General features: G+C 45.2%; 19 protein-coding genes. 18 read left to right on the top strand and 1 reads right to left on the bottom strand.

What is annotated here, in order from left to right:
• The first annotated feature begins 40 nt into the window (after positions 1 to 40).
• From D2910_RS02735 to D2910_RS02695, 9 genes are all read left to right on the top strand, one after another.
• Positions 41 to 844, top strand: a complete 804-nt coding sequence (locus D2910_RS02735) for a GDSL-type esterase/lipase family protein (RefSeq protein ID WP_084245656.1) — start codon at positions 41 to 43, stop codon at positions 842 to 844.
• 6 nt (positions 845 to 850) lie between these two features.
• Positions 851 to 1426: a YpmS family protein gene (locus tag D2910_RS02730; RefSeq protein ID WP_084245658.1), complete on the top strand. Its 576-nt coding sequence runs from the start codon at positions 851 to 853 to the stop codon at positions 1424 to 1426.
• A gap of 16 nt (positions 1427 to 1442) precedes the next feature.
• Positions 1443 to 1970, top strand: a complete 528-nt coding sequence (msrA, locus tag D2910_RS02725) for a peptide-methionine (S)-S-oxide reductase MsrA (protein ID WP_117312330.1) — start codon at positions 1443 to 1445, stop codon at positions 1968 to 1970.
• On the top strand, positions 1970 to 2401 hold the full coding sequence (msrB, locus tag D2910_RS02720; RefSeq protein ID WP_117312329.1) for a peptide-methionine (R)-S-oxide reductase MsrB: 432 nt from the start codon (positions 1970 to 1972) through the stop codon (positions 2399 to 2401). The genes msrA and msrB overlap by 1 nt, the downstream gene beginning before the upstream one ends.
• Before the next feature lie 115 nt (positions 2402 to 2516).
• Positions 2517 to 2732 carry a YozE family protein gene (locus D2910_RS02715; protein ID WP_084245664.1) on the top strand — a complete coding sequence of 72 codons (216 nt, stop codon included), beginning with the start codon at positions 2517 to 2519 and terminating at the stop codon, positions 2730 to 2732.
• Between the two features lie 69 nt (positions 2733 to 2801).
• Entirely contained in the window at positions 2802 to 3506 is a 705-nt protein-coding gene (gene deoD, locus D2910_RS02710) for a purine-nucleoside phosphorylase (protein ID WP_084245666.1), read from the top strand.
• Between the two features lie 110 nt (positions 3507 to 3616).
• Positions 3617 to 5161, top strand: coding sequence for a lmo1851 family serine protease (locus D2910_RS02705; protein WP_117312328.1), 1545 nt, complete (start codon positions 3617 to 3619; stop codon positions 5159 to 5161).
• Positions 5162 to 5238: 77 nt separating this feature from the next.
• A complete protein-coding gene (locus D2910_RS02700; RefSeq protein WP_117312327.1) occupies positions 5239 to 6120 on the top strand; it encodes a CobW family GTP-binding protein in 882 nt (293 codons plus the stop codon).
• On the top strand, positions 6117 to 6368 hold the full coding sequence (locus D2910_RS02695) for a hypothetical protein (protein WP_240633539.1): 252 nt from the start codon (positions 6117 to 6119) through the stop codon (positions 6366 to 6368). The genes D2910_RS02700 and D2910_RS02695 overlap by 4 nt, the downstream gene beginning before the upstream one ends.
• A gap of 72 nt (positions 6369 to 6440) precedes the next feature.
• Here the strand turns inward: D2910_RS02695 and D2910_RS02690 are convergent, their stop codons facing one another.
• Complete coding sequence (locus tag D2910_RS02690; RefSeq protein WP_117312326.1) at positions 6441 to 7799, bottom strand: MATE family efflux transporter; 1359 nt, start codon at positions 7797 to 7799, stop codon at positions 6441 to 6443.
• A gap of 128 nt (positions 7800 to 7927) precedes the next feature.
• Between D2910_RS02690 and D2910_RS02685 the strand changes: the two genes are divergently transcribed.
• The 9 genes from D2910_RS02685 (at position 7928) to D2910_RS02645 (ending at position 20135) form a co-directional block, all read left to right on the top strand.
• On the top strand, positions 7928 to 9010 hold the full coding sequence (locus D2910_RS02685) for an undecaprenyldiphospho-muramoylpentapeptide beta-N-acetylglucosaminyltransferase (protein WP_117312325.1): 1083 nt from the start codon (positions 7928 to 7930) through the stop codon (positions 9008 to 9010).
• 16 nt (positions 9011 to 9026) lie between these two features.
• Positions 9027 to 9980, top strand: a complete 954-nt coding sequence (gene dapF, locus D2910_RS02680; RefSeq protein ID WP_117312324.1) for a diaminopimelate epimerase — start codon at positions 9027 to 9029, stop codon at positions 9978 to 9980.
• 16 nt (positions 9981 to 9996) lie between these two features.
• The gene (locus tag D2910_RS02675) at positions 9997 to 11658 is read left to right on the top strand and encodes a diguanylate cyclase domain-containing protein (protein ID WP_117312323.1); all 1662 of its coding nucleotides are present in this window, start codon (positions 9997 to 9999) and stop codon (positions 11656 to 11658) included.
• 232 nt (positions 11659 to 11890) lie between these two features.
• Positions 11891 to 14701 (top strand): 2-oxoglutarate dehydrogenase E1 component, encoded by a 2811-nt coding sequence (locus tag D2910_RS02670; protein ID WP_117312322.1) that lies wholly within the window; start codon positions 11891 to 11893, stop codon positions 14699 to 14701.
• A gap of 24 nt (positions 14702 to 14725) precedes the next feature.
• Positions 14726 to 16003 carry a 2-oxoglutarate dehydrogenase complex dihydrolipoyllysine-residue succinyltransferase gene (gene odhB / locus D2910_RS02665; RefSeq protein WP_084245682.1) on the top strand — a complete coding sequence of 426 codons (1278 nt, stop codon included), beginning with the start codon at positions 14726 to 14728 and terminating at the stop codon, positions 16001 to 16003.
• Positions 16004 to 16481: 478 nt separating this feature from the next.
• On the top strand, positions 16482 to 17078 hold the full coding sequence (locus D2910_RS02660) for a DedA family protein (protein ID WP_117312321.1): 597 nt from the start codon (positions 16482 to 16484) through the stop codon (positions 17076 to 17078).
• Between the two features lie 76 nt (positions 17079 to 17154).
• Positions 17155 to 17352, top strand: a complete 198-nt coding sequence (locus tag D2910_RS02655) for a DUF6501 family protein (RefSeq protein ID WP_084245686.1) — start codon at positions 17155 to 17157, stop codon at positions 17350 to 17352.
• A gap of 62 nt (positions 17353 to 17414) precedes the next feature.
• Positions 17415 to 18272 (top strand): ATP-binding protein, encoded by an 858-nt coding sequence (locus D2910_RS02650; RefSeq protein ID WP_117312320.1) that lies wholly within the window; start codon positions 17415 to 17417, stop codon positions 18270 to 18272.
• Positions 18273 to 18281: 9 nt separating this feature from the next.
• Complete coding sequence (locus D2910_RS02645; RefSeq protein ID WP_117312319.1) at positions 18282 to 20135, top strand: vWA domain-containing protein; 1854 nt, start codon at positions 18282 to 18284, stop codon at positions 20133 to 20135.
• The last annotated feature ends 47 nt before the right edge of the window (positions 20136 to 20182 follow it).

Raw genomic sequence — 20182 nt, 5'->3', positions numbered from 1 at the left:
GACTTTATAAGATTTTGAGGAAGGTAAAGGAGAGAAATAAGTGAAACGCATCCTGTATATTGTCTTATTAGCCATAGTTTTGTTAGCGGGATGCAGTTCCTCCTTTATTTTTGGCAATGATGAAGCGGCACCAAGAGTCCAGACGGTTTTCGCCGGCTACCAGGTGCCGCCGAACTTTGTTCCGCAGGCACTGGTCATCACGGCCTTGGGTGATTCATTGTCGCAAGGTGTCGGTGATGAAGCGAATAGAGGCGGATATGTAGGCCGGCTGGCTGCGGAAATCAGGGATTGGCCCGGGGTCCGGGGGGCAGCTGTTGAAAATACAGCGAAACGCGGACGCAGAAGCGACCAGCTATTGTCAATGTTTCAAAAAGGTGAATTGACAGGCCCTGTCACAGAAGCGGATTATATCGTCATGACGATAGGCGGCAATGATATCATGCGGATTGTGAAGCGGGATTTATTCAATTTGAATCTTGAAGCTTTTCGGGAAGAGTTGCTTCTGTATGAAAACAGATATGAGAATATTTATGCCACTATACGGGAAATGAACCCTCAAGCTCCCTTGATCATGGTTGGCGTCTACAATCCATTTTCGCTTATCACTGATGAAATCGAAGAGTTCGATGAAATCATGGAAGCCTACAATGGGGTCATGCAAGAAGCTTTGGCGGACGATCCGCAGGCATGTTTCGTACCGGTCCAGGACTTATTTCAAGGAAATGATAATCTCGTCTATCATACAGACTTTTTCCACCCCAATGGAAATGGATACGATTTAATGACGGAACGCATATTGGAACGGATGGAAGAATGTGGATTGATATTTGAAGACAGGGGGTGAGGGGTTTTGAAAATTTGGCGCACAGCATTTACTATCCTGCTGGCTGTTAACTTATTGGCATTGATAGCATTTATTTTTTATGTGACGATACCCGCTAAGGATTATATCAGTTATGAAGCGGAAAAACGCGCGTTTGCAGAAGGCAATACGTTAACAGTCAGAACTTCAAAAGCAGATTTTGAAGGGATTGCGAACACTTATATACAGGATGCGATGAAAGACCAGCCTATACCGTTGACATTATCGGTGAACGATGACGTGGCATTATCCACTGAATTGGAGGTGTTTTCCATGACCTTGCCGATATTGCTCAAATTTGAACCTTATGTGCAGGATGATGGCAATCTTTTGCTTGAACAGAAATCAGTAAATATCGGTATGCTCGACATCCCCCCCGAATCGGCTTTGAAACTGCTGCGAGATTCGGTTACATTGCCGGAGTTCATGGAAGTGGATCCCGGTTCTGAGGAAATTTTGCTTCGTTTGTCTGATATCCCCCTTGATGATGGCATCAGTGTGAGAGCGGAAGCCTTTAACCTTGAAGAGGATGATATCCGATTACGTGTTACCATAACCCAATAGGAAGAGGTGCAGGAATATGAAAACCGAAAAAGCGACATTTGCAGGGGGCTGCTTCTGGTGTATGGTCAAACCTTTCGACAGCTTGCCTGGAATCGAATCGGTCGTCAGCGGCTATACGGGCGGAGAGTTGGAAAATCCAACATACGAACAAGTCTGTACGAATCTGACAGGCCATAAAGAGGCGGTTGAAATTGTATTCCAGCCTGAAATCTATCCTTATGAAAAACTGCTGGAAGTTTTTTGGTCGCAGATTGATCCCACGGATGGCGGCGGTCAGTTCTTTGACCGCGGTTCTTCATACGCGCCGGCAATTTTCTATCATTCGGAGGAACAGCGGGCTGCTGCTGAAAAATCAAAAGCTGATCTTGAAGCTTCCGGCAAATTCGATAAACCGATTGTGACGCCTATTCTGGAAGCCAAGCCGTTCTATTTGGCTGAAATGTACCATCAGGATTATTATAAGAAGAATGCGGCGCATTATGAACGATATTCCGTCGGATCCGGAAGAGCCGCTTTTATTCAACGAAATTGGGGTGAGCAATAATGAAGGATGAATTAAAACAGAAATTATCACCGATGCAATATCATGTCACGCAGGAAAATGGAACGGAACCGCCGTTCCAAGGAGAATATGATCAGCATTTCGAAGACGGCATCTATGTGGATATCGTATCCGGAAAACCGTTATTCAGCTCTAAAGATAAATTCGATGCACATTGTGGATGGCCGAGCTTTTCAAAACCGATTGAAGACGAAGAAATGAAAGAGAGTTTCGATACCAGCCATGGCATGCGCCGTACCGAAGTGCGGTCGGCTACTGCTGATTCACATCTTGGACACTTATTCCCGGACGGCCCGTCGGAACTTGGCGGATTGCGTTACTGCATCAATTCCGCTTCCCTGCGTTTTGTTCCGAAGGAAGACCTGGAGAAAGAAGGCTATTCGGAATACAAAGCATTATTCGAGCAGGAATGATGTTGGCTCAAAGCAACAGTCGATTATCATAGCAGAATAGCTAATATAGAAATTGTTAGCCCCGGGCCGGTTGTCCGGGGCTTTCAGTTTGAGATGAAGGAGGGAATTCATACCGATGGACCGGTCGTTTTATCATTTTGCTTTATCATATCGGGGGAAAACGGAGGCCGATGATTTTTCACGGTTTGCGGATGCAATGTTTTTAGATCATTCGTTTCCTAAAACAACTAAGGATTTTGAAAAGATTTCAAGATATCTCGAGGAACGGGCTCATCCCGTCATGAAAGCATCGGTTTTCGATGATTTGTGGGATGAATACACCAGTCTTTAAAGCTCTTCGTTGCACTCAATGCCAAAAAACAGTATGATTAGTACGACTAAAATAAAGTGAGGTTTTATCATGAGTGTTCATATCAATGCTAAAAAAGGCGATATCGCCGATACGATCCTTCTTCCGGGAGATCCGCTTCGCGCGAAATATATCGCTGAAACGTTTTTGGAAGATGTAACTTTGTACAACGAAGTCAGAAACATGTTCGGCTATACCGGTACTTATAAAGGCAAACGCATTTCCGTACAAGGTACAGGAATGGGTGTTCCTTCAATCTCTATCTATACAACTGAATTGATGAACGAGTACGATGTGAAAAAGCTGATCCGCGTAGGCACTTGCGGCTCAATCCATAAAGATGTAAAAGTCCGTGACGTAATTCTGGCACAAAGTGCTTCTACTGACTCGAACATGAATTCAATCATTTTTGGCAATGTGTCATATGCTCCGACCGCTGATTTCAACTTATTGCTTAAAGCTTATAACGCAGGCGTTGAAAAAGGTTTGAACTTGCGCGTAGGCAACGTGTTCACTGAAGACGTTTTCTATAACGACCATGCTGAACATGAAAAATGGGCGCAATACGGAGTTCTTGCCCTTGAAATGGAATCTTCTGCATTGTATACTTTGGCAGCTAAATTCGGTGCGCAGGCATTGTCGATTTTGACAGTAAGCGACCATTTATTGACTGGCGAAGTGACGTCGGCAGAAGAGCGCCAAACGACGTTCAACGATATGATCGTTGTTGCACTCGAAGCGGCAATCCAGGAATAACCAATACTGCGCAATAAAAAAGGAGACTGTTCAAAGCAGTCTTTTTTTCTAATATAGAAGTCTGGCTGAAGCGTTAAGGTTTGCCGGCAATTACGAAAGTGGTGAAATAGATGGATGATAAACGTCCAGAAGAGGGAAATGAGCAATTGCCTCCAGCAGAAGAATCACGGGGCCATTATATACGCCTGAAAACTTTCTCCTTCATCATGCTGGTGGTGGTACTGATACTGGCTACTGCGGGATTAACAGTTTTTGCACTGACCTTCGGTGATGAAAAAGCAGTGGAAGTGAACTCGCCGGAACGACGGGAGTTCCAGAAGCTTTACACTGCATACGATGAAATCCAAAATAATTATTATGAAGATGTCGACCGGGAGGAATTGATCAATGGTGCCATCAACGGCATGGTCGATTCATTGGGCGATCCATATTCCGATTACATGAACGAAGAAGAAGCTTCTCAATTCCTTGAAGGCATTTCTTCAAGCTTTGAAGGCATCGGAGCAGAAGTCCAGGAACGGAACGGCTATATTACAATCGTTTCACCGATAAAAAATTCACCTGCTGAAAAAGCGGGCATCCAGCCGAATGACCAGGTCATCGCGGTCGACGGCGAAAGCATCCAAGGTTTCAGTACGACTGAGGCTGTGATGCTTATCCGCGGCGAAAAAGGGACAGAAGTTACATTGACGATCATGCGTGGAGACATGCAGGATCCGATAGATGTGACAATCGTACGCGATGAAATTCCGATCGAGACAGTCTATTCCGAAATGATCGGTGATAATGTAGCGCATATTCAGATCACCAGCTTCTCTCAGGACACATTCAGCGAACTGGAAACTGCTATCGCTGAGATGAAGGATGAAGGAATGGAAGCGATGGTAATCGATGTTCGTCAAAATCCAGGTGGTCTGCTCCAGTCAGCACTGGATATTTCAAACCTGTTCATTGAAGAAGGCAAAGAAATGTTCGAGGTCCAGGCTAAAGGCCAGGATCCTGAAATCTATTTGGCGACTGATGGCAATAAAGTCGAAATTCCCGTGACCCTGTTGATTGATGGCGGAAGTGCTTCCGCATCTGAAATTTTGGCAGGAGCCATGAGTGAATCTGCTGACATTAAGCTAGTCGGAGAAAAAACTTTCGGTAAAGGCACTGTCCAAACCGCTAACGATCTTGCCGATGGATCAAATTTGAAATTCACGACTGCCAAATGGCTGACACCTGATGGCAATTGGATCCACGAAAAAGGAATCGAACCGGATGTGGCAGTTGATTATCCGGAATACGCTTCCTTGCCGTTTATCGATGCTTCTATTGAATTGAAGGATGGTACGATTTCAGAGCAGGTGCGTACAGCTGAAAAAATGCTGGAGGCACTGGAATATGAAGTCGGTGAAGTGGATGGCGTATTTGAAGAAGAAATGACGCAGGCAGTAGAAGCGTTCCAGGAAGACCAGGAACTTGAAGTGACTGGCATCCTCACTGGTGACAGTATTTATGCCTTGATGGATGAACTTCGCGCTAAAATCGAAGAAGAGGATCCTATGCTTCTTGAAGCTAAGAAATTAGTGATGGAAGAAGCCGGTATTGAAGCTTCTGAACCGGAAACGGATGAAGAAGCCGAAGAAGCCGAGGAAGAATCTGCAGAATGATTTAAAAGGCCCGCAGAAGCGGGCCTTTTTGTTTTGAGGCAATATGTTAAAATTTAAGGAAATAGAGGAGGGTTTTCATGATTGATGTGTATTTATTCAGCGGATTTTTGGGGAGCGGCAAAACCACTCTTTTGAAGAATATGCTGATCCAAATAAAAGATGCCGGTTTAAAGCCGGCTGTTTTTATGAATGAACTGGGCGAACTGAATGTCGACTCAGATGAAGTGGAAGACGGCGTCCCCCTTAAGGAACTGCTTGACGGCTGCATTTGCTGCACAGGTTCTGAAAAATCTGAGGCGCAAATTCAAACATTGCTCGCAGAAGAAACATTTGATGTTCTCTTGATTGAAACGACAGGGGCTGCGCACCCGGTGGAAGCGCTGGATGCAATCTTTTCCCCGCTATTCGCTGAACAATTGAATTTCAGGGGTATTGTTACAGTCGCTGACAGTAAACGGTGGCTGGACAGAGACCGCATGTCTCCCCAAATCCGTTCATTGTTCCTAGAACAGATTCGCCACGCCGATCTGATCCTGGCGAATAAAATGGATTTGCTGGATGAAAAGGAACAAGGCGATGCGGTTTTCGGTATGCAATCCTTGAATTCAAAAGCCCGGATCGTCCAAACTGCCAATTCTAAAATACCATACGCATTATTAGAGAATCTGACCGCAAGAACTAAAGGGACTGTAGAAAAAGCAGAAATCAGCAAACTGAATTTAAACACGAAAGTGCTACGGTTCAGCCAACCGGTCAATCGTGAAAAATTCGAAGACTGGTTAAGAAGGTTGCCTGAGACTGTTTACCGGATAAAAGGCTATGTTCCGCTTGACGGCTATAAATATCCGCATGCATTCCAATATGCATATGGAATGGCTCAATGGCTTCCAGAGTATATGAAGATGCAGCCGCAGATTGTCGTAATTGGAGAAGGCATTGACGGAGTCGAGCTGCCATGAATATCCTGGAGGCTTTCAAAAAAATCTGGCCGCAGCGGCATGCGACAGCCAACATAGAATCAGAAGAGGATATGCAGCGTTACATTGTTATAGAATTAAAGGATGAACTGACTCACCCGCGGGTCCGCAAGACAAAACAGCAAAAGCTGGAACTTGCGGTTGAACGGATCAATGACTCACCGCTAAAGCAGCAGGAGAAAGCGCAGCTGATTGAAGAGTATAAAAAAATAGCAGCCCAGTTGGACTGAGCTGCAAAAGAAATAACCGCCCCAAATCAGGGGCGGTTATTTTTATTCTATGAAATTTGTATGATTCAATCCTTAATACAGCTGACTCATTTTAAATTTCTTTTGTATGATAAGCAGTCTGATGGATAATGTGATGGCACCGGCGGTCAGGCCGGCGATCAATCCGATCCAGTATCCGAATGCGCCGAAATCCGTGAACCGTGCCAATAGGTAACCCACAGGCAGGCCGATTACCCAATAGGAGATCAGGGCCATGATAAACGTGATGTTGACATCTTTATAACCACGCAGTGCACCTTGTACAGGTGCCTGGACTGCATCTGACAACTGGAATAACGCCGCGAAAACCAGGAATTGTACAGCGAGGTCAATAACGGCGGGATCCGAAGAATACAGTTGTGCAATCGGTTCCCGCAGGAAGAACAGAATTCCTGCAGATACAAAGCTGATTGCAATGGCTGTCGCTACACTCAACCAGCTGTACTGCCGTGCATCTTTGTAACGCGCCGCACCGACTTCATATCCGACGAGGATAGTGGCGCCCATTGAGATGCTGAGCGGCAGCATATAAAGCAGGGAAGTGAAGTTCAAAGCGATTTGATGCGCGGCTATGGTGATAGTCCCATATACGGCAAGCATGAATGTCACAGCGGAGAATATGCTGGTCTCGGCAAATATGGAGATTCCAATCGGCACACCGATGCGGCTGATTTCTTTCCACCGTGTGAACGAGACCTTTTCCCATTTCCTGAAGATCCGATAAGAGGAGAAAGGGGATTGGGTATGGATGATGGCCGAGGCAATCACCAGTACCAGCCAGTATGTAATAGCGGATGCAAGTCCTGCACCTGCCCCTCCAAGTTCAGGGAAACCGAAATTTCCGAAGATGAACAGGTAATTGAAGAAAACATTGATCGGTGCTGACAGTAAGGTAATCACCATGGTAACACGGGTGGCACCGAGCGCATCGATATAAGAACGCAGAGCGTTGTATACGAACAACGGTATAAGGCCGAGGCTCATGGCAAATATGTATCTGCTTGCCACATCAGCTACAGCCGGTTCCAGGTCCATGAAACCGAGTAATGAATCGATGAAAAGGAAGAAGAACATAAAGACTATCGCCGCCAGTAAAATCGCCAGATAAATCCCTTGCTGCACAGCTTCTTTAACACTTTCTTTTTTCTTGGCCCCCATCAATTGTGCTACAATTGGAGTAATGGACATTAAAATTCCGGCAAGTCCGATATAAACCGGAACCCAGAATGATGAACCTATTGAAACTCCGGCCAGATCATCTGTGCCGTAACGGGCGGTCATATAAATATCGAAAAATGTCACCAGATACATAGCGACTTGCGTGATTAAAATTGGAAATACAATTTTTACCAATAATTTCAATTTATCTGTTTTGGTGTTTGTTTCGTACATGATCCATCCTCCTGAAATACTCTATCTTAAAGGCAAATTAAGACAAGTATAGCATAGAAACCATCGATATAAATTTACACAAAATTGAATCAATCAGACCAATCAAATGATGAAAGTAGGATTACAGAATGCATAAACGCACAATTATACTGACTGGCGGTGGAACTGCCGGCCATGTTTCATTGAACCAGGCATTGATCCCTGAAATTACCGGCATGGATTATAATGTCGAATATATCGGGTCAAAGGATGGCATCGAACAAGAATTGATCGTCGACTCTTATCCTGATATTAAATACCACGCAATTTCAAGCGGTAAATTAAGAAGATATTTTTCAATGAAGAATTTCACGGATCCATTCAAAGTAGTTGCCGGTCTAGGGCAATCGATGAACATCATCCGGAAGACGAAACCGGCTGCTATATTTTCAAAAGGCGGCTTCGTATCAGTGCCGGTTGCAATGGCAGGGAAACTGATGGGCATTCCTGTCATCATCCATGAGTCCGATGTAACCCCGGGGCTGGCGAATAGAATAGCCATGCCTTTCGCAGATCATATTTTCACCGTCTTCAAAGAAACGATGCAGCATGTGCCAAAAGAGAAATCAACGTGCACCGGCTCAGTCATCCGCAGTGAATTGATGGATGGATCTGCCGCGAAAGGGCGCGAAATCTGCCATTTTGAAAATGATCTCCCGGTATTGATGATCATGGGCGGCAGCCAGGGATCTGAAGTCATCAATACAGCTATCCGTTCAAACCTTCAGGCAATCATGCAGACATTCAATGTCATCCATCTTTGCGGTAAAGGGAACATCGACGAAGGACTGGAAGGCATCGCTCAATACTGCCAATTTGAATATGTAACACATGAATTATCTCATCTTCTGCATATGACCGATTTTGTCGTATCTCGCGCAGGGTCCAATTCGATATTCGAGTTTCTGGCCCTGAAAAAGCCGATGCTGCTGATTCCGTTGTCCAGACAAAAAAGCAGGGGCGATCAGATTTTAAATGCTGAACTGTTCCGTAAAAATGGCTTCGCATTGGTCCTTGAAGAAGAAGAGGCATCTCCCGAGCGTTTTATGAAAGCCTTGGATCAGCTGAAAGCGGATGAAGAATTGCTGATTGAGAAAATGACGGATGCCGAACCACCCAAAACGGCATATGAAATGGCGAAGTTAGTCGTAGCACATACAAAGAAACGCTGATATTGGAGTGAATGGCATGAAAATTACTTTGGAAAAAGTCCACGGATCAATGAATACGTTTTACATGATTGACAGCGATGAAAGAGACGATTATGGTGATCTGGCGCTGCAGCTCTGTGAGATCGATCAAGGAGTTGACGGACTGCTGGTGATATTGCCTTCGAAGTCAGCGGACGCAAAGATGCGGGTTTTTAACCGTGACGGTTCGGAAGCATCGATGTGCGGCAACGGGCTCCGCTGCGTGGCGCGTCATGTCTGCGAGAAGCTAGGGATTGAACAGGCAGTGATTGAAACCATGAAAGCTGATTTAACTGTCAGAAGAGAAGAGACCTTAATGGATGGAATCGAGACTTACTCAGTTCAAATCTCGCCGGTTTTATTTGATTTGAAGGCTTTGCCGATGGAGTATGGAAATCAGTCGACTTTGATACAACAGGTGATTCCGGAAATATCACAAGACATCCAGTTTTCTGCGGTCGCGGTGCCGAATCCCCATTTAATCGGCATCGTCCCGAAAGATATCCAGAAATCGCCGGAACATCAGAAGAAATGGGCGAAAAAATTCAATGGCGAGAATGATTATTTTACTGATGGCGTGAATGTCAGTTACGTAACGAAACTGGAAGAAGGCATATTCGTGCGTACATTCGAACGGGGCGTCGGCTTTACTAATGCATGCGGCACCGCTATGACCGCTTCAGCTTTGATCAGCTGTATGTCCGGTTTGGTGCCGTACGGGGAAGTGGCAGTCTACAATCCAGGCGGCATGGTGAAATGTACAGTCGATCGAAACGGTGATGACATTAAATTACTGCTGACAGGAAATGCGACCAGACTTTCGGAACATGAATTCAATTGGTCGAAAGATAAAGCGGAAAGCGGATTTACTGCATCCCGAAATCTTGATGAACAACGCCGCTACGAAAAATTCATTAAAGAAATTTCTGTGGTTGTTGAGCAATTTGCCTAAAGAAAAGAGTGATTCTATGCAAGGCCCTTTCACGAAAGAACAATTGGATCTTTTATATGGCAATGCGGAAGATCTGGTTTTTTTCATGCGCAAATTGGGCAAGGGATATGTTTATGAATATGTAAATGCCCTTTGCACCAGTACATTCAAGCAGGAATTGGCAGGTCGGACTGTGGATGACAGCATGCCGGCTTCCGTAGCTGAAGAAATAAAAAAACAATACATGATTGCTGAATCGATGACAGGTACTTACCGTTACAGGGACTACAATTTATTCAGTAAAAACAATGTAGCCAACGAAACTGAAATTACCACTTTCATGCATGAAGGTGAGTTGTTTTTGCTGGCGGTCTCCAAGAATGTCAGCAAGCAGAAAACGATAGAAGAAGACTATCTTTTCTATCAATCGCTTGTGCAGAACTCAGTCGACCCGATGATCATGATTTCTTCCGATTTCATGGTCATTGATATGAACCCTGCATACGAGAATATATTTACAGTCATCAAACAGCAATGGATCGGAAAATCGTTCATGGAGCTTCCATCCAACAGTGAAAAGTTTTTGGATAAAGTCCATTCCGAATTAGGGGAAGAAAAGTTTGAAAAAGGCAGTTCTTCCTTTATTACGAGTGCCAAGATGAAGGATGGTCCAGACGGAAAATTCTCAGTCAGTTTCTCTCCTGTCAAAATCGGGGAAGATATCCGGGCTTATCAGATTGTGTACCGCGAATTGACGGATGAGGTTCAACTTAAAGAAGAATTGAAGAAAACAGAAAATATACTGGATAGTTACAAAGATGCATTGAATTATGCCGCGATGGTGGCGATATGGGAGCCGTCCGGCATGATCATTTTTGCGAATGATAATTTCGAAGGAACAACCGGCTATGAAAAAGAGGAACTTTTAGGGATGCAGATCGCTGCAATTGGCCGGGCGGTCATACCTGATGCTTTTTATGACAATATCCGGGACATTATATTCAAAGGTGATATCTGGCGCGGTGAGATGAAAAGCCTGAAAAAGAATGGGGATTTTTTCTGGGTGGACACGACGGTCATTCCGTTGAAAAATGAGACAGGGAAAATCTATCAAGTGCTGGCCATCATGTTTGATATAACGGACCGGAAAAAGCTTGAAGAGAAACTGCATTTCATGGCTTATCATGACAGTTTGACGCGGCTGCCCAACCGCCGGCTGATGATGGAGGAATTCGAACTGCTCGAAAGTGATGCTGATCAGGATGACAGATTGATTGCATTACTTTATATCGATGGCGACGATTTCAAATCGGTCAATGATAATTTCGGCCATAATATCGGGGATGAATTTATCGCTTGTTTCGGTCAGGCGTTGACACAGAGCATCAGATCAGGGGATATGGCAGCTAGAATCGGCGGAGATGAGTTTGTTATCGCAGCGGCAGGCATAAATTCTGAAAAAGCGGGAATGCAAATTAAGAACCTGATTAACAGGATCCATCAAAAACTGGCTGAGGGCTGGGATATCGACGGTCACCATTTTGCTCCGACCGCTTCGATTGGAATAGCATTCTATCCCAAAGATGCGGATAATTTCGAGGACCTTGTCAAGATGGCGGATTCCGCTCTTTACGAGTCAAAAAAATCAGGCAGAAATCAGGTCAGGTTTTATGAAAAAAATAGTGAACGCACACATTGATTTCCATTTTTCACATTATATTATGTTTGTAAGCGCTTAACATTTTGTTATGTGAATAAATTCACTCAAAAGGATTGTATTTTCTAACGGAAGTAGTAAGATTGATATGGAAAATTGTTCTTCAATGGGTTTAACGCCTTCTGCTTTGTGTATAGCGGTTTGCGTGATAAAATATGGAAGACATATGTATTTATAGGACTGCCTTAAAGGCAAAATAGTTGGAGGTTTTTTTATGTCTAGCAATTATTCAGATTCGAAATCCCCATGGAGTTCCATTACAGGTCCAAACCTTGGGTATGTTATGGAAATGTATGACATTTATCAGGAATCCCCGGAATCGATCGATCCGGAATTCGCTGAGCTATTCAAGCAATACGGACCTCCGGTTGAGCCAAGTGCTGAACAGCAGCCGGCAGCAACAGCTGAAGTGAAATCCGATAAATTCGGTAAAGTCCTCGGTGCTATCCAATTGGCTGAATCGATCCGTGCACACGGACATCTGGCATCGGATATTTATCCTTTGAAAGATCAGCCCCGCGAAACGGAACGCCTGGAACCTTCGACATATGGACTTACGGAACAGGATTTGAAAGAAGTCCCGGTTTCATTGTTGCTGGAAAATGCACCTTCGGAAGTTAAAGATGGTCTGGCCGCCATTGAATACCTGAAATCGCTTTATACGGACAAAGTGGCATTTGAATTCTCACATGTCGTTCAGCCGCAGGAGCGCAGCTGGCTGCAGTCCAAAATCGAATCAGGCGAAGTGAAAAAATCGCTTGATGCAGACAAGAAAAAAGAAGTTCTTGAACTATTGACTCGTGTTGAAGGATTTGAAAAATTCGTCCATCGCACGTTCGTCGGCCAAAAGCGTTTCTCAATAGAAGGTGTCGATACATTGGTTGTATTGATGGATGAACTTGTCCGTCTTTCCGAAACAGCAGGCACTGAAAAAATCATGATCGGGATGGCGCATCGCGGTCGTTTAAATGTGCTTACACATATCCTGCATAAACCGTATGAAATGATGTTTGCCGGATTTGCCCACATCGGCGATGAAGCATTCCTTCCTGAAGACGGTTCATTGCAGATCACTAAAGGCTGGTTTGGCGATGTGAAGTATCACATGGGCGCGTCTTATAAATCGCCTCAAGGAACTAACATCAAATTGGCGTATAATCCATCACATCTTGAAATTGTCAGCCCAGTGGTTGCCGGACAGACCCGCGCGGCACAGGAACTGACAGAACAGAGCGGCCTTGCGCCGATCGATGCCAATAAAGCCTATGCCATCATGGTGCACGGTGATGCAGCGTTCCCGGGTCAGGGAGTCGTTACGGAAACATTGAACTTCAGCCGGATCCGCGGATACCAGACTGGCGGTTCAATCCACATCATCGCTAATAACCTGATCGGTTTTACAACTGAACAATACGATTCCAGATCCACTCATTATTCTTCTGATCCTGCAAAAGGTTTTGAAGTACCCGTCATCCATGTCAATGCGGATGAACCGGAAGCAGTGATTGCGGTAGCACGTTTGGCATTTGAATATCGCCAAAAATTCAGGAAGGATATTTTGATCGACTTGATCGGATATCGCCGCTACGGCCATAACGAAATGGATGAGCCGCTCGTTACCAACCCTACGATGTACCACGGTATCCATGAACACGGTACAGTGCGTGAAATTTATGGTGAAAAACTGTCTTCTGATAAAGTCCTTTCTGAAGAAGATGTGAAAAAACTGGACAGCGATATTCTTGCAGAAATGCAAAAAGCTTATGATCATATCAAAGAGAACAAATCGGACGATGCTCATGAAGTTGTCATTCCGGAAGCTGTCATGCAAGGATTCCCTGAAGTTCCAACAGGCGTCGATAAAGATGTCTTAACCAAAATGAATGAAGACCTTTTGTCATGGCCAAGTGATTTTTCCGCTTTCGGCAAACTTGCCCGAATTCTGAAACGCCGTGAAGATCCATTCAATGGCAAAGGTAAAATCGACTGGGCACATGCTGAAACACTGGCATTCGGTTCGATCCTCCAGGAAGGCAATCCGATTCGCCTTTCCGGCCAGGATGCGCAGCGAGGCACATTCGCTCACCGCCACCTGGTGCTGCATGATGAAAAGAACGGCAATGAGCTTGTGCCGCTTCATCATATTTCCGATGCGAAAGCGTCATTCGTTGTATACAACAGCCCGTTGAGCGAGGCTTCGGTTGTCGGCTTTGAATATGGCTACAATGTAGAAAACGATAAAGCCCTTGTCATTTGGGAAGCTCAATACGGCGACTTCGCCAATATGGCACAAATGATGTTCGATCAGTTCATTTCTGCAGCCCGCGCCAAATGGGGCCAGAAATCTGGCTTGGTTATGCTGCTTCCACATGCTTATGAAGGACAAGGACCTGAGCATTCGAGTGCGCGACTGGAACGCTTCCTTCAAAATGCCGGTGAAAACAACTGGACAGTAGCCAATCTTTCAAGTGCGGCAAACTACTTCCATATCCTTCGCAGACAGGCGAAGATGCTTGGAGAAGAGTCAATTCGTCCGTTGATCATCGTTACACCTAAATCCCTGTTGCGCCATCCATTGGTTGGAGCGGATGTTGAAGATCTGACAGAAGGCAACTTCCAGACCATCATCGAGCAGCCGGGTATGGGAGAAAACACGAAAAAAGTGGAGCGTCTTTTATTCGCCAGCGGCAAGATGGCAATCGATCTGGCTGACCGCGTAAAAGATGGAGCTGAATATCCGGATACGCACATTGTCCGCGTCGAGCAGCTGTATCCATTCCCATCCGAAAAAATCCAGGCGATCATTAAGCGTTATCCGAAGCTTAAGGAATTGGCATGGGTTCAGGAAGAACCGAAAAATATGGGATCATGGTCATTTGCGGAACCGAAGCTACGTGAAATCGCAGATGGCATTGATATAAATTATTATGGCCGCGTCGTCCGTTCAAGCCCGGCTGAAGGCGACGGAGAAATGCATAAAGTGGAACAGGCACGCATCATTGATGAAGCATTAGCTAAATCTTGAACATAATCTAAGGAGGAATTTTTTGTGGCAGAAATCAAAGTACCAGAATTAGCAGAATCGATTACAGAAGGAACGATCGCGCAGTGGCTGAAACAGCCAGGCGATACAGTTGAAAAAGGGGAATTCATCGTTGAACTTGAAACGGATAAAGTAAACGTTGAAGTCATTTCCGAAGAAGCTGGAGTTGTTCAGGAGCTTATGGCTGCTGAAGGCGACACAGTTGAAGTCGGCCAGGTTATTGCAATCGTTGGAGAAGGTTCCGGCGAAGCTGCGGCATCTGAGCCAGCTGAACAAAAAGAGGAAGAAACCAAATCGACTGGCGTACCTGCTGAAACATCTGCTCCGGCAACGCAGGAAGCTGTTGAAGAAGCACCGGCTGCTGAAGAGCAATCTTCTTCTGACCGTACAATCGCAAGCCCTGCTGCGCGCAAACTTGCACGCGAAAAAGGCATCGACCTTGCATCGATTTCACCAGTAGACCCAATGGGCCGTGTACGTGTTCAGGACGTTGAAGCACATTCGTCTAAACCGGCTGAAAGCGCACCGGCTAAAACGGAAGCGCCGAAAGCGGCTGCATCTGGAGCATCTTCTGATGAAGAAAACGGCCGCATCGTCCGTGAAAAAATGTCAAGACGCCGTCAGACAATCGCTAAGCGTCTGCTTGAAGTTAAGCAGTCTACAGCGATGCTGACTACTTTCAATGAAATCGATATGACGAATGTTATGGCTCTGCGCAGCCGTAAAAAAGATGATTTCCTTAAAAACAATGACGTGAAACTTGGTTTTATGTCATTCTTCACAAAAGCGGTAACTGCTGCTTTGAAAAAATATCCTTACGTGAATGCTGAACTGGATGGCACTGATGTATTGCTGAAGCAATTCTATGATGTCGGGATTGCCGTTTCTACTGAAGAAGGACTTGTTGTTCCGATCGTCCGCGATACTGACAAGAAAAACTTCGCGGAAATCGAAGCTTCAATCGGCGAGCTTGCGACAAAAGCACGCGATAAGAAACTTTCAATCGCTGACATGACAGGCGGCTCGTTCACTATCACTAACGGTGGTGTGTTCGGCTCATTGATGTCGACACCGATCCTTAACGGTACCCAAGTTGGTATCCTTGGAATGCACACAATCCAAAAACGTCCGATTGCTGTTGGAGACAATATCGAAATCCGTCCGATGATGTACGTGGCTCTTTCTTATGACCACCGCGTAATCGACGGAAGCGATTCTGTAGGCTTCCTGAAAATGGTCAAAGACTTGATCGAAAATCCGGAAGATCTATTGCTTCAAGGCTGATAAAATCAATTCAAACCGCTCACCGGCAGAAGCTGGTGGGCGGTTTTTAATATTTATTATTGAGGTAATTATACAATCGATATTCCGCAATACAGCTTCGAAGACATTAGCCGAAGCTAGCGAGGCTAAGTCTTTGCGACGAAGCAGCGAAGCGATGCAGGAGCACGGTTCTTAAAGTTTCGCTCTGACAAGGATTTGTCTTCGCTGTTTTGCTCCATATCTTCAGAGGTTTTCTCAAGCGATATTAATTTATAAGAAAGATTATTTATAAAAATTCTTAGTTTTCATTTAGCAACAATATACTTCATTCATCTTCATGTTATGTTTTAGAATTTGATAGATAAACTCACTGTTACTTAAACCTTAACAATTTCCTGTCCGGGCTTTGGTAAATTTAGGCTTACGGGAGTTCTGCGTTGCAGGGTGTCGTTAATTTTGTCATGATGAAGTAAGAAGAGCCAAAAGGCGGTCGATTGTGATGGACTTATCATTTTTTATGGAGATTGTGAAAGAGTATGGCTATATCAGCATGTTCATCTTCAATTGGCTGTTATTATTCGGCATGCCGATTCCCAACGAAGTGGCTGCCGCTTTTTCCGGAGTTCTTACTGAAATCAGCTATTTCAAGCCGGTTTATGCTTTTATTTCTGCATATCTGGGGCTGATTACCAGTAATACTTTCGCTTATTTCATCGGTCGATTCTTCGGCCAAAAGCTGTTGGATCGCTTAAGCAGAACGTGGCTGGAAAAACCGATTGAAAAGTTTTCCGGCTTTTTACAAAAACATGGCGAAATCGCTATATCCTTCAGTTTTTTCCTGCCGGGCATTCGATGGGCAATGCCATATGTTGTGGGAGCAAATAAGTATCCGTTTTTAAAATACGTTTTTTATGCGTATACAGCTGGATTTGTCTGGATGATGGTTTATTTTAACCTGGGGCGTACTTTTCCTTATGCCTACAATTCCATCCTGAATCACTTGCAGGGATTTTTAATATCCTTGTCCGTTGCTGTTATCGCAGTGTTGGTGGTGCGTTATCTATATAAGGAGCGGAAAGACCGCAAAAGATATTGACAGTATATATTGATTTGAAATATGACGCTTTAATCCTTATACTGAATACATAGACATACAGAAAAGGATGAGGACTGTGATTCACAACGATTGGCTTGAGAAAGAAACGATTCGCACGGTGACTTGCAAGCATACAGATGCCGCTAAATTTTTGGTATCGAATGTGCTGACAGCCGGTAAAACATATGAAGTGAAAAATGAGACCGAAGAATTTATCTTTGTTGTGGACAACACCGGAAAAATCGGCGGTTTCTATAAAACTTATTTCGAATAAAGATGAAAATGACAAAAACCGATGCATGCACATCGGTTTTTTCTATGGAGAGAGGGTTGTTTATGGATTTTATCGAGAAGGAAATAAACGAACGAAAAAACAGGACACATGAAGGCTATGAAAAATTGATCGGTACCGGCGGTTATATCTCACCGGATGCAAACCTTTGGCAGGATGTAATGGCGGCTGTCGTCTTGCGTAAACCGGTTCTTTTAAAAGGGCCGACAGGGGCTGGGAAGACACGTTTGGCTGAATCGATTTCTGCAGTATTTGGGCAGCCGATGCAAAGCATCAACAGTTCAGTGGACCTTGACGCTGAAGCGTTATTAGGTTTTAAAACGCTGGTGCAGCGTGACGGACAGAGTGAGATTGAGTTTATCGAAGGGCCAGTAGTGACAGCCATGAAAAAAGGACATCTCCTTTATATAGATGAAATCAATATGGCCAAAGCGGAAACTTTGCCGATCCTGCATTCTGCGCTGGACCATCGCCGCATGATGACAAATCCGTTTACGGGCGAAGTGATCGAAGCACATCCCGACTTTGGCGTAATCGCAGCAATCAATGAAGGCTATATTGGAACGGCCCCGATGAACGAAGCATTGAAAAACCGCTTTATTGCTTATCCGATTCCTTACCTTTCCGGTCAGCAGCTTTCAGAGTTATGGAATCGGGAATTTCCAGATGCTGAACCCAAATTGAAGGAGTTTATGCTGAATCTCGCAGAAGATCTGATGAAGCAGGTCGAAAATGGGCTGCTGTCAGAAGAAGCGGCGTCGATCCGCAGTTTATTGGATGCGACTGCGCTGGCTGAACATATGGATCCGATCCGGGCAGTCGATTATGCCATTGCGCAAAAGCTGGAAGATGAAAGTGAACGGGAACTGTTCATGGACTTGGCCAATACCTGGAAAAAGTAGGTGAGTGGAATGGCGTCAGTCAATCGCTTTATCCAATTCAATAATGAAACGATCGATACAAAAATGCTCTATCGGCTGGAAATGCTGGGAGGCGCATTAGCCGATGCGCCTTATCTGAAAGTCACGACCCGTAAATTAATCGAATTTCGGCCAACGGAATCGTCCGTCTCTGTCAGTGTGTTCTGGCGGCATCGATCGAAATTTGTGGAACAGCATGGTTACCTGTCGGATATCTATTTGCTGAGCGCAGGTTTTTGGCGGAATTTCAGTTTGTCGGCATGGAAGGACGTTATAGCTGAACAATCCCCTGTGTCTTCATTGCGGCGACAGCTGCTCCTCTGTGCTGAAGAATTCAGGCTATCAGAAAAGATCGTCAAAGAGCGGCCGGGAACAGCAGATTCATTTGATGTACGTGAAGAGGTTTACGGCGAATTTCATCGGGATCAATTCAATCAGAACCTGAAACGCGGCTTTTTGGCGGATGCTTTTCTGAATGCGGCATACTTGAGCCTGCGGGATGTTGAAACTGAAATGGATGATCCGTGGGGACCTGTGCTGCTGATTTGGAAAGGCATGTTCGACGCAAAATCGACGGCTGATTCAAGTGCAATTGTGGAGCGGATGACAGGTCGGCTCGAGTTTTTGCTGAGCAGCGATATGATCCATACTTATTACACTTTCGGTGACGCGGCGGATAAAGCTCCTCCGTTTCATTACCATGAAGGAATTGAAGCAGAAAAACCAGACGAACAGGAAGAAATTGAAACAATCGAGGAATGGTTCAATTCGTGGCACCGCGAAACAGAATTGACGGATTCGCCGGCCATGGAATTTGAGCTCGAAAAGGGTGATTCACAATTGGCTACGGGCGGCAGGGAAGAAGCAGGTGCGGATGAGGTGCAGCAGACCGGAAAGGGAGATTCAAACGGTGAGCACCTGGAAGATAACGATGAAGACGACAAGGATATGGAAAGCGGCCCGAAACGTTCAGGCGGCAAATTCGGCCGCGCCAATGAACAGGTGGTTTATCATGAACAGCGGCTGCTGGCGCATATTGACCACAGCAGGCTGATTGCTGACTGGCGCCGGCAACAAGCTCCTTATGTTCGATCCCTGTTGAAGGAATTGAAGAAACGCATTACTCAGCGCCATCAGGATTACCGCACCAATTTAAATGCGGGAAGGCTTTCCAAAAATTTGCTGCCGCTGGCACTTGAAGAGCGTCCGAAGCCTTTTTACCGGAAATCTGCGCCTTCCAAGGAATTGGATGCCGTATTCTGTCTGCTGATTGACGGGTCTGCGTCGATGGTTGATAAGCTGGATGAAACCAAGCAGGCCGTTCTGTTGTTCCATGATGTGCTTCGCGGTCTGGGCATCGCACATGAAATAGTGCTGTTTTACGAAGACGCATTTGAGGCAAGCGACAGTGAACAGCCCAATTATTTTGAGTGGATGCATAAATTCGAAGACGGCATGCGCGACCATGCACAGGAAATCGTATCGTTTGAGGCTCATGAAGATAACCGGGATGGTTTTGCGATCCGCTGGATGACTGACCGGATCAAGCGCCGGCAGGAGAAACACCGCTTCATTCTGGTTTTCTCAGACGGTGAACCGTCGGCGTATAATTACGCAGAAAACGGAGTCGTGGATACGGCGAATGCTGTAAGTGAAGCGAAGAAAGAAGGGGTCGAACTGCTCCATCTATTTCTCACCAGTGAACCAATCACAGAAGAACAGGCCACTTTCTACCGCATGATGTATGGCAATAAATCGGTGAGCGCTGATTCGCTGGAGAATTTCGTTGACCAGACGCTGCGTTTGCTGAAACGGACCTTGCATCTGGTGATTCAGTCGGGATAGATAAAGGTATTCGGTTGTAAGCTTGCGTTTTCCATTTATATTTTGTG

This window comes from Planomicrobium okeanokoites (genome assembly GCF_003428875.1).
Taxonomy (GTDB): domain Bacteria; phylum Bacillota; class Bacilli; order Bacillales_A; family Planococcaceae; genus Planococcus; species Planococcus okeanokoites.
Note: the sequence above shows the minus strand (reverse complement) of the source record. Positions and strands in the feature narration are given on the sequence as shown.

Bases quoted from the DNA above. Each gene is read 5' to 3' on its own strand.
- D2910_RS02705 (WP_117312328.1), top strand. From the start codon at position 3,617: ATGGATGATAAACGTCCAGAAGAGGGAAATGAGCAATTGCCTCCAGCA.
- D2910_RS02700 (WP_117312327.1), top strand. From the start codon at position 5,239: ATGATTGATGTGTATTTATTCAGCGGATTTTTGGGGAGCGGCAAAACC.
- D2910_RS02650 (WP_117312320.1), top strand. From the start codon at position 17,415: ATGGATTTTATCGAGAAGGAAATAAACGAACGAAAAAACAGGACACAT.
- D2910_RS02685 (WP_117312325.1), top strand. From the start codon at position 7,928: ATGCATAAACGCACAATTATACTGACTGGCGGTGGAACTGCCGGCCAT.
- msrB (WP_117312329.1), top strand. From the start codon at position 1,970: ATGAAGGATGAATTAAAACAGAAATTATCACCGATGCAATATCATGTC.
- D2910_RS02645 (WP_117312319.1), top strand. From the start codon at position 18,282: ATGGCGTCAGTCAATCGCTTTATCCAATTCAATAATGAAACGATCGAT.
- D2910_RS02690 (WP_117312326.1), bottom strand. From the start codon at position 7,799: ATGTACGAAACAAACACCAAAACAGATAAATTGAAATTATTGGTAAAA.
- D2910_RS02675 (WP_117312323.1), top strand. From the start codon at position 9,997: ATGCAAGGCCCTTTCACGAAAGAACAATTGGATCTTTTATATGGCAAT.
- D2910_RS02695 (WP_240633539.1), top strand. From the start codon at position 6,117: ATGAATATCCTGGAGGCTTTCAAAAAAATCTGGCCGCAGCGGCATGCG.
- msrA (WP_117312330.1), top strand. From the start codon at position 1,443: ATGAAAACCGAAAAAGCGACATTTGCAGGGGGCTGCTTCTGGTGTATG.
- dapF (WP_117312324.1), top strand. From the start codon at position 9,027: ATGAAAATTACTTTGGAAAAAGTCCACGGATCAATGAATACGTTTTAC.
- deoD (WP_084245666.1), top strand. From the start codon at position 2,802: ATGAGTGTTCATATCAATGCTAAAAAAGGCGATATCGCCGATACGATC.
- D2910_RS02670 (WP_117312322.1), top strand. From the start codon at position 11,891: ATGTCTAGCAATTATTCAGATTCGAAATCCCCATGGAGTTCCATTACA.
- D2910_RS02660 (WP_117312321.1), top strand. From the start codon at position 16,482: ATGGACTTATCATTTTTTATGGAGATTGTGAAAGAGTATGGCTATATC.
- D2910_RS02715 (WP_084245664.1), top strand. From the start codon at position 2,517: ATGGACCGGTCGTTTTATCATTTTGCTTTATCATATCGGGGGAAAACG.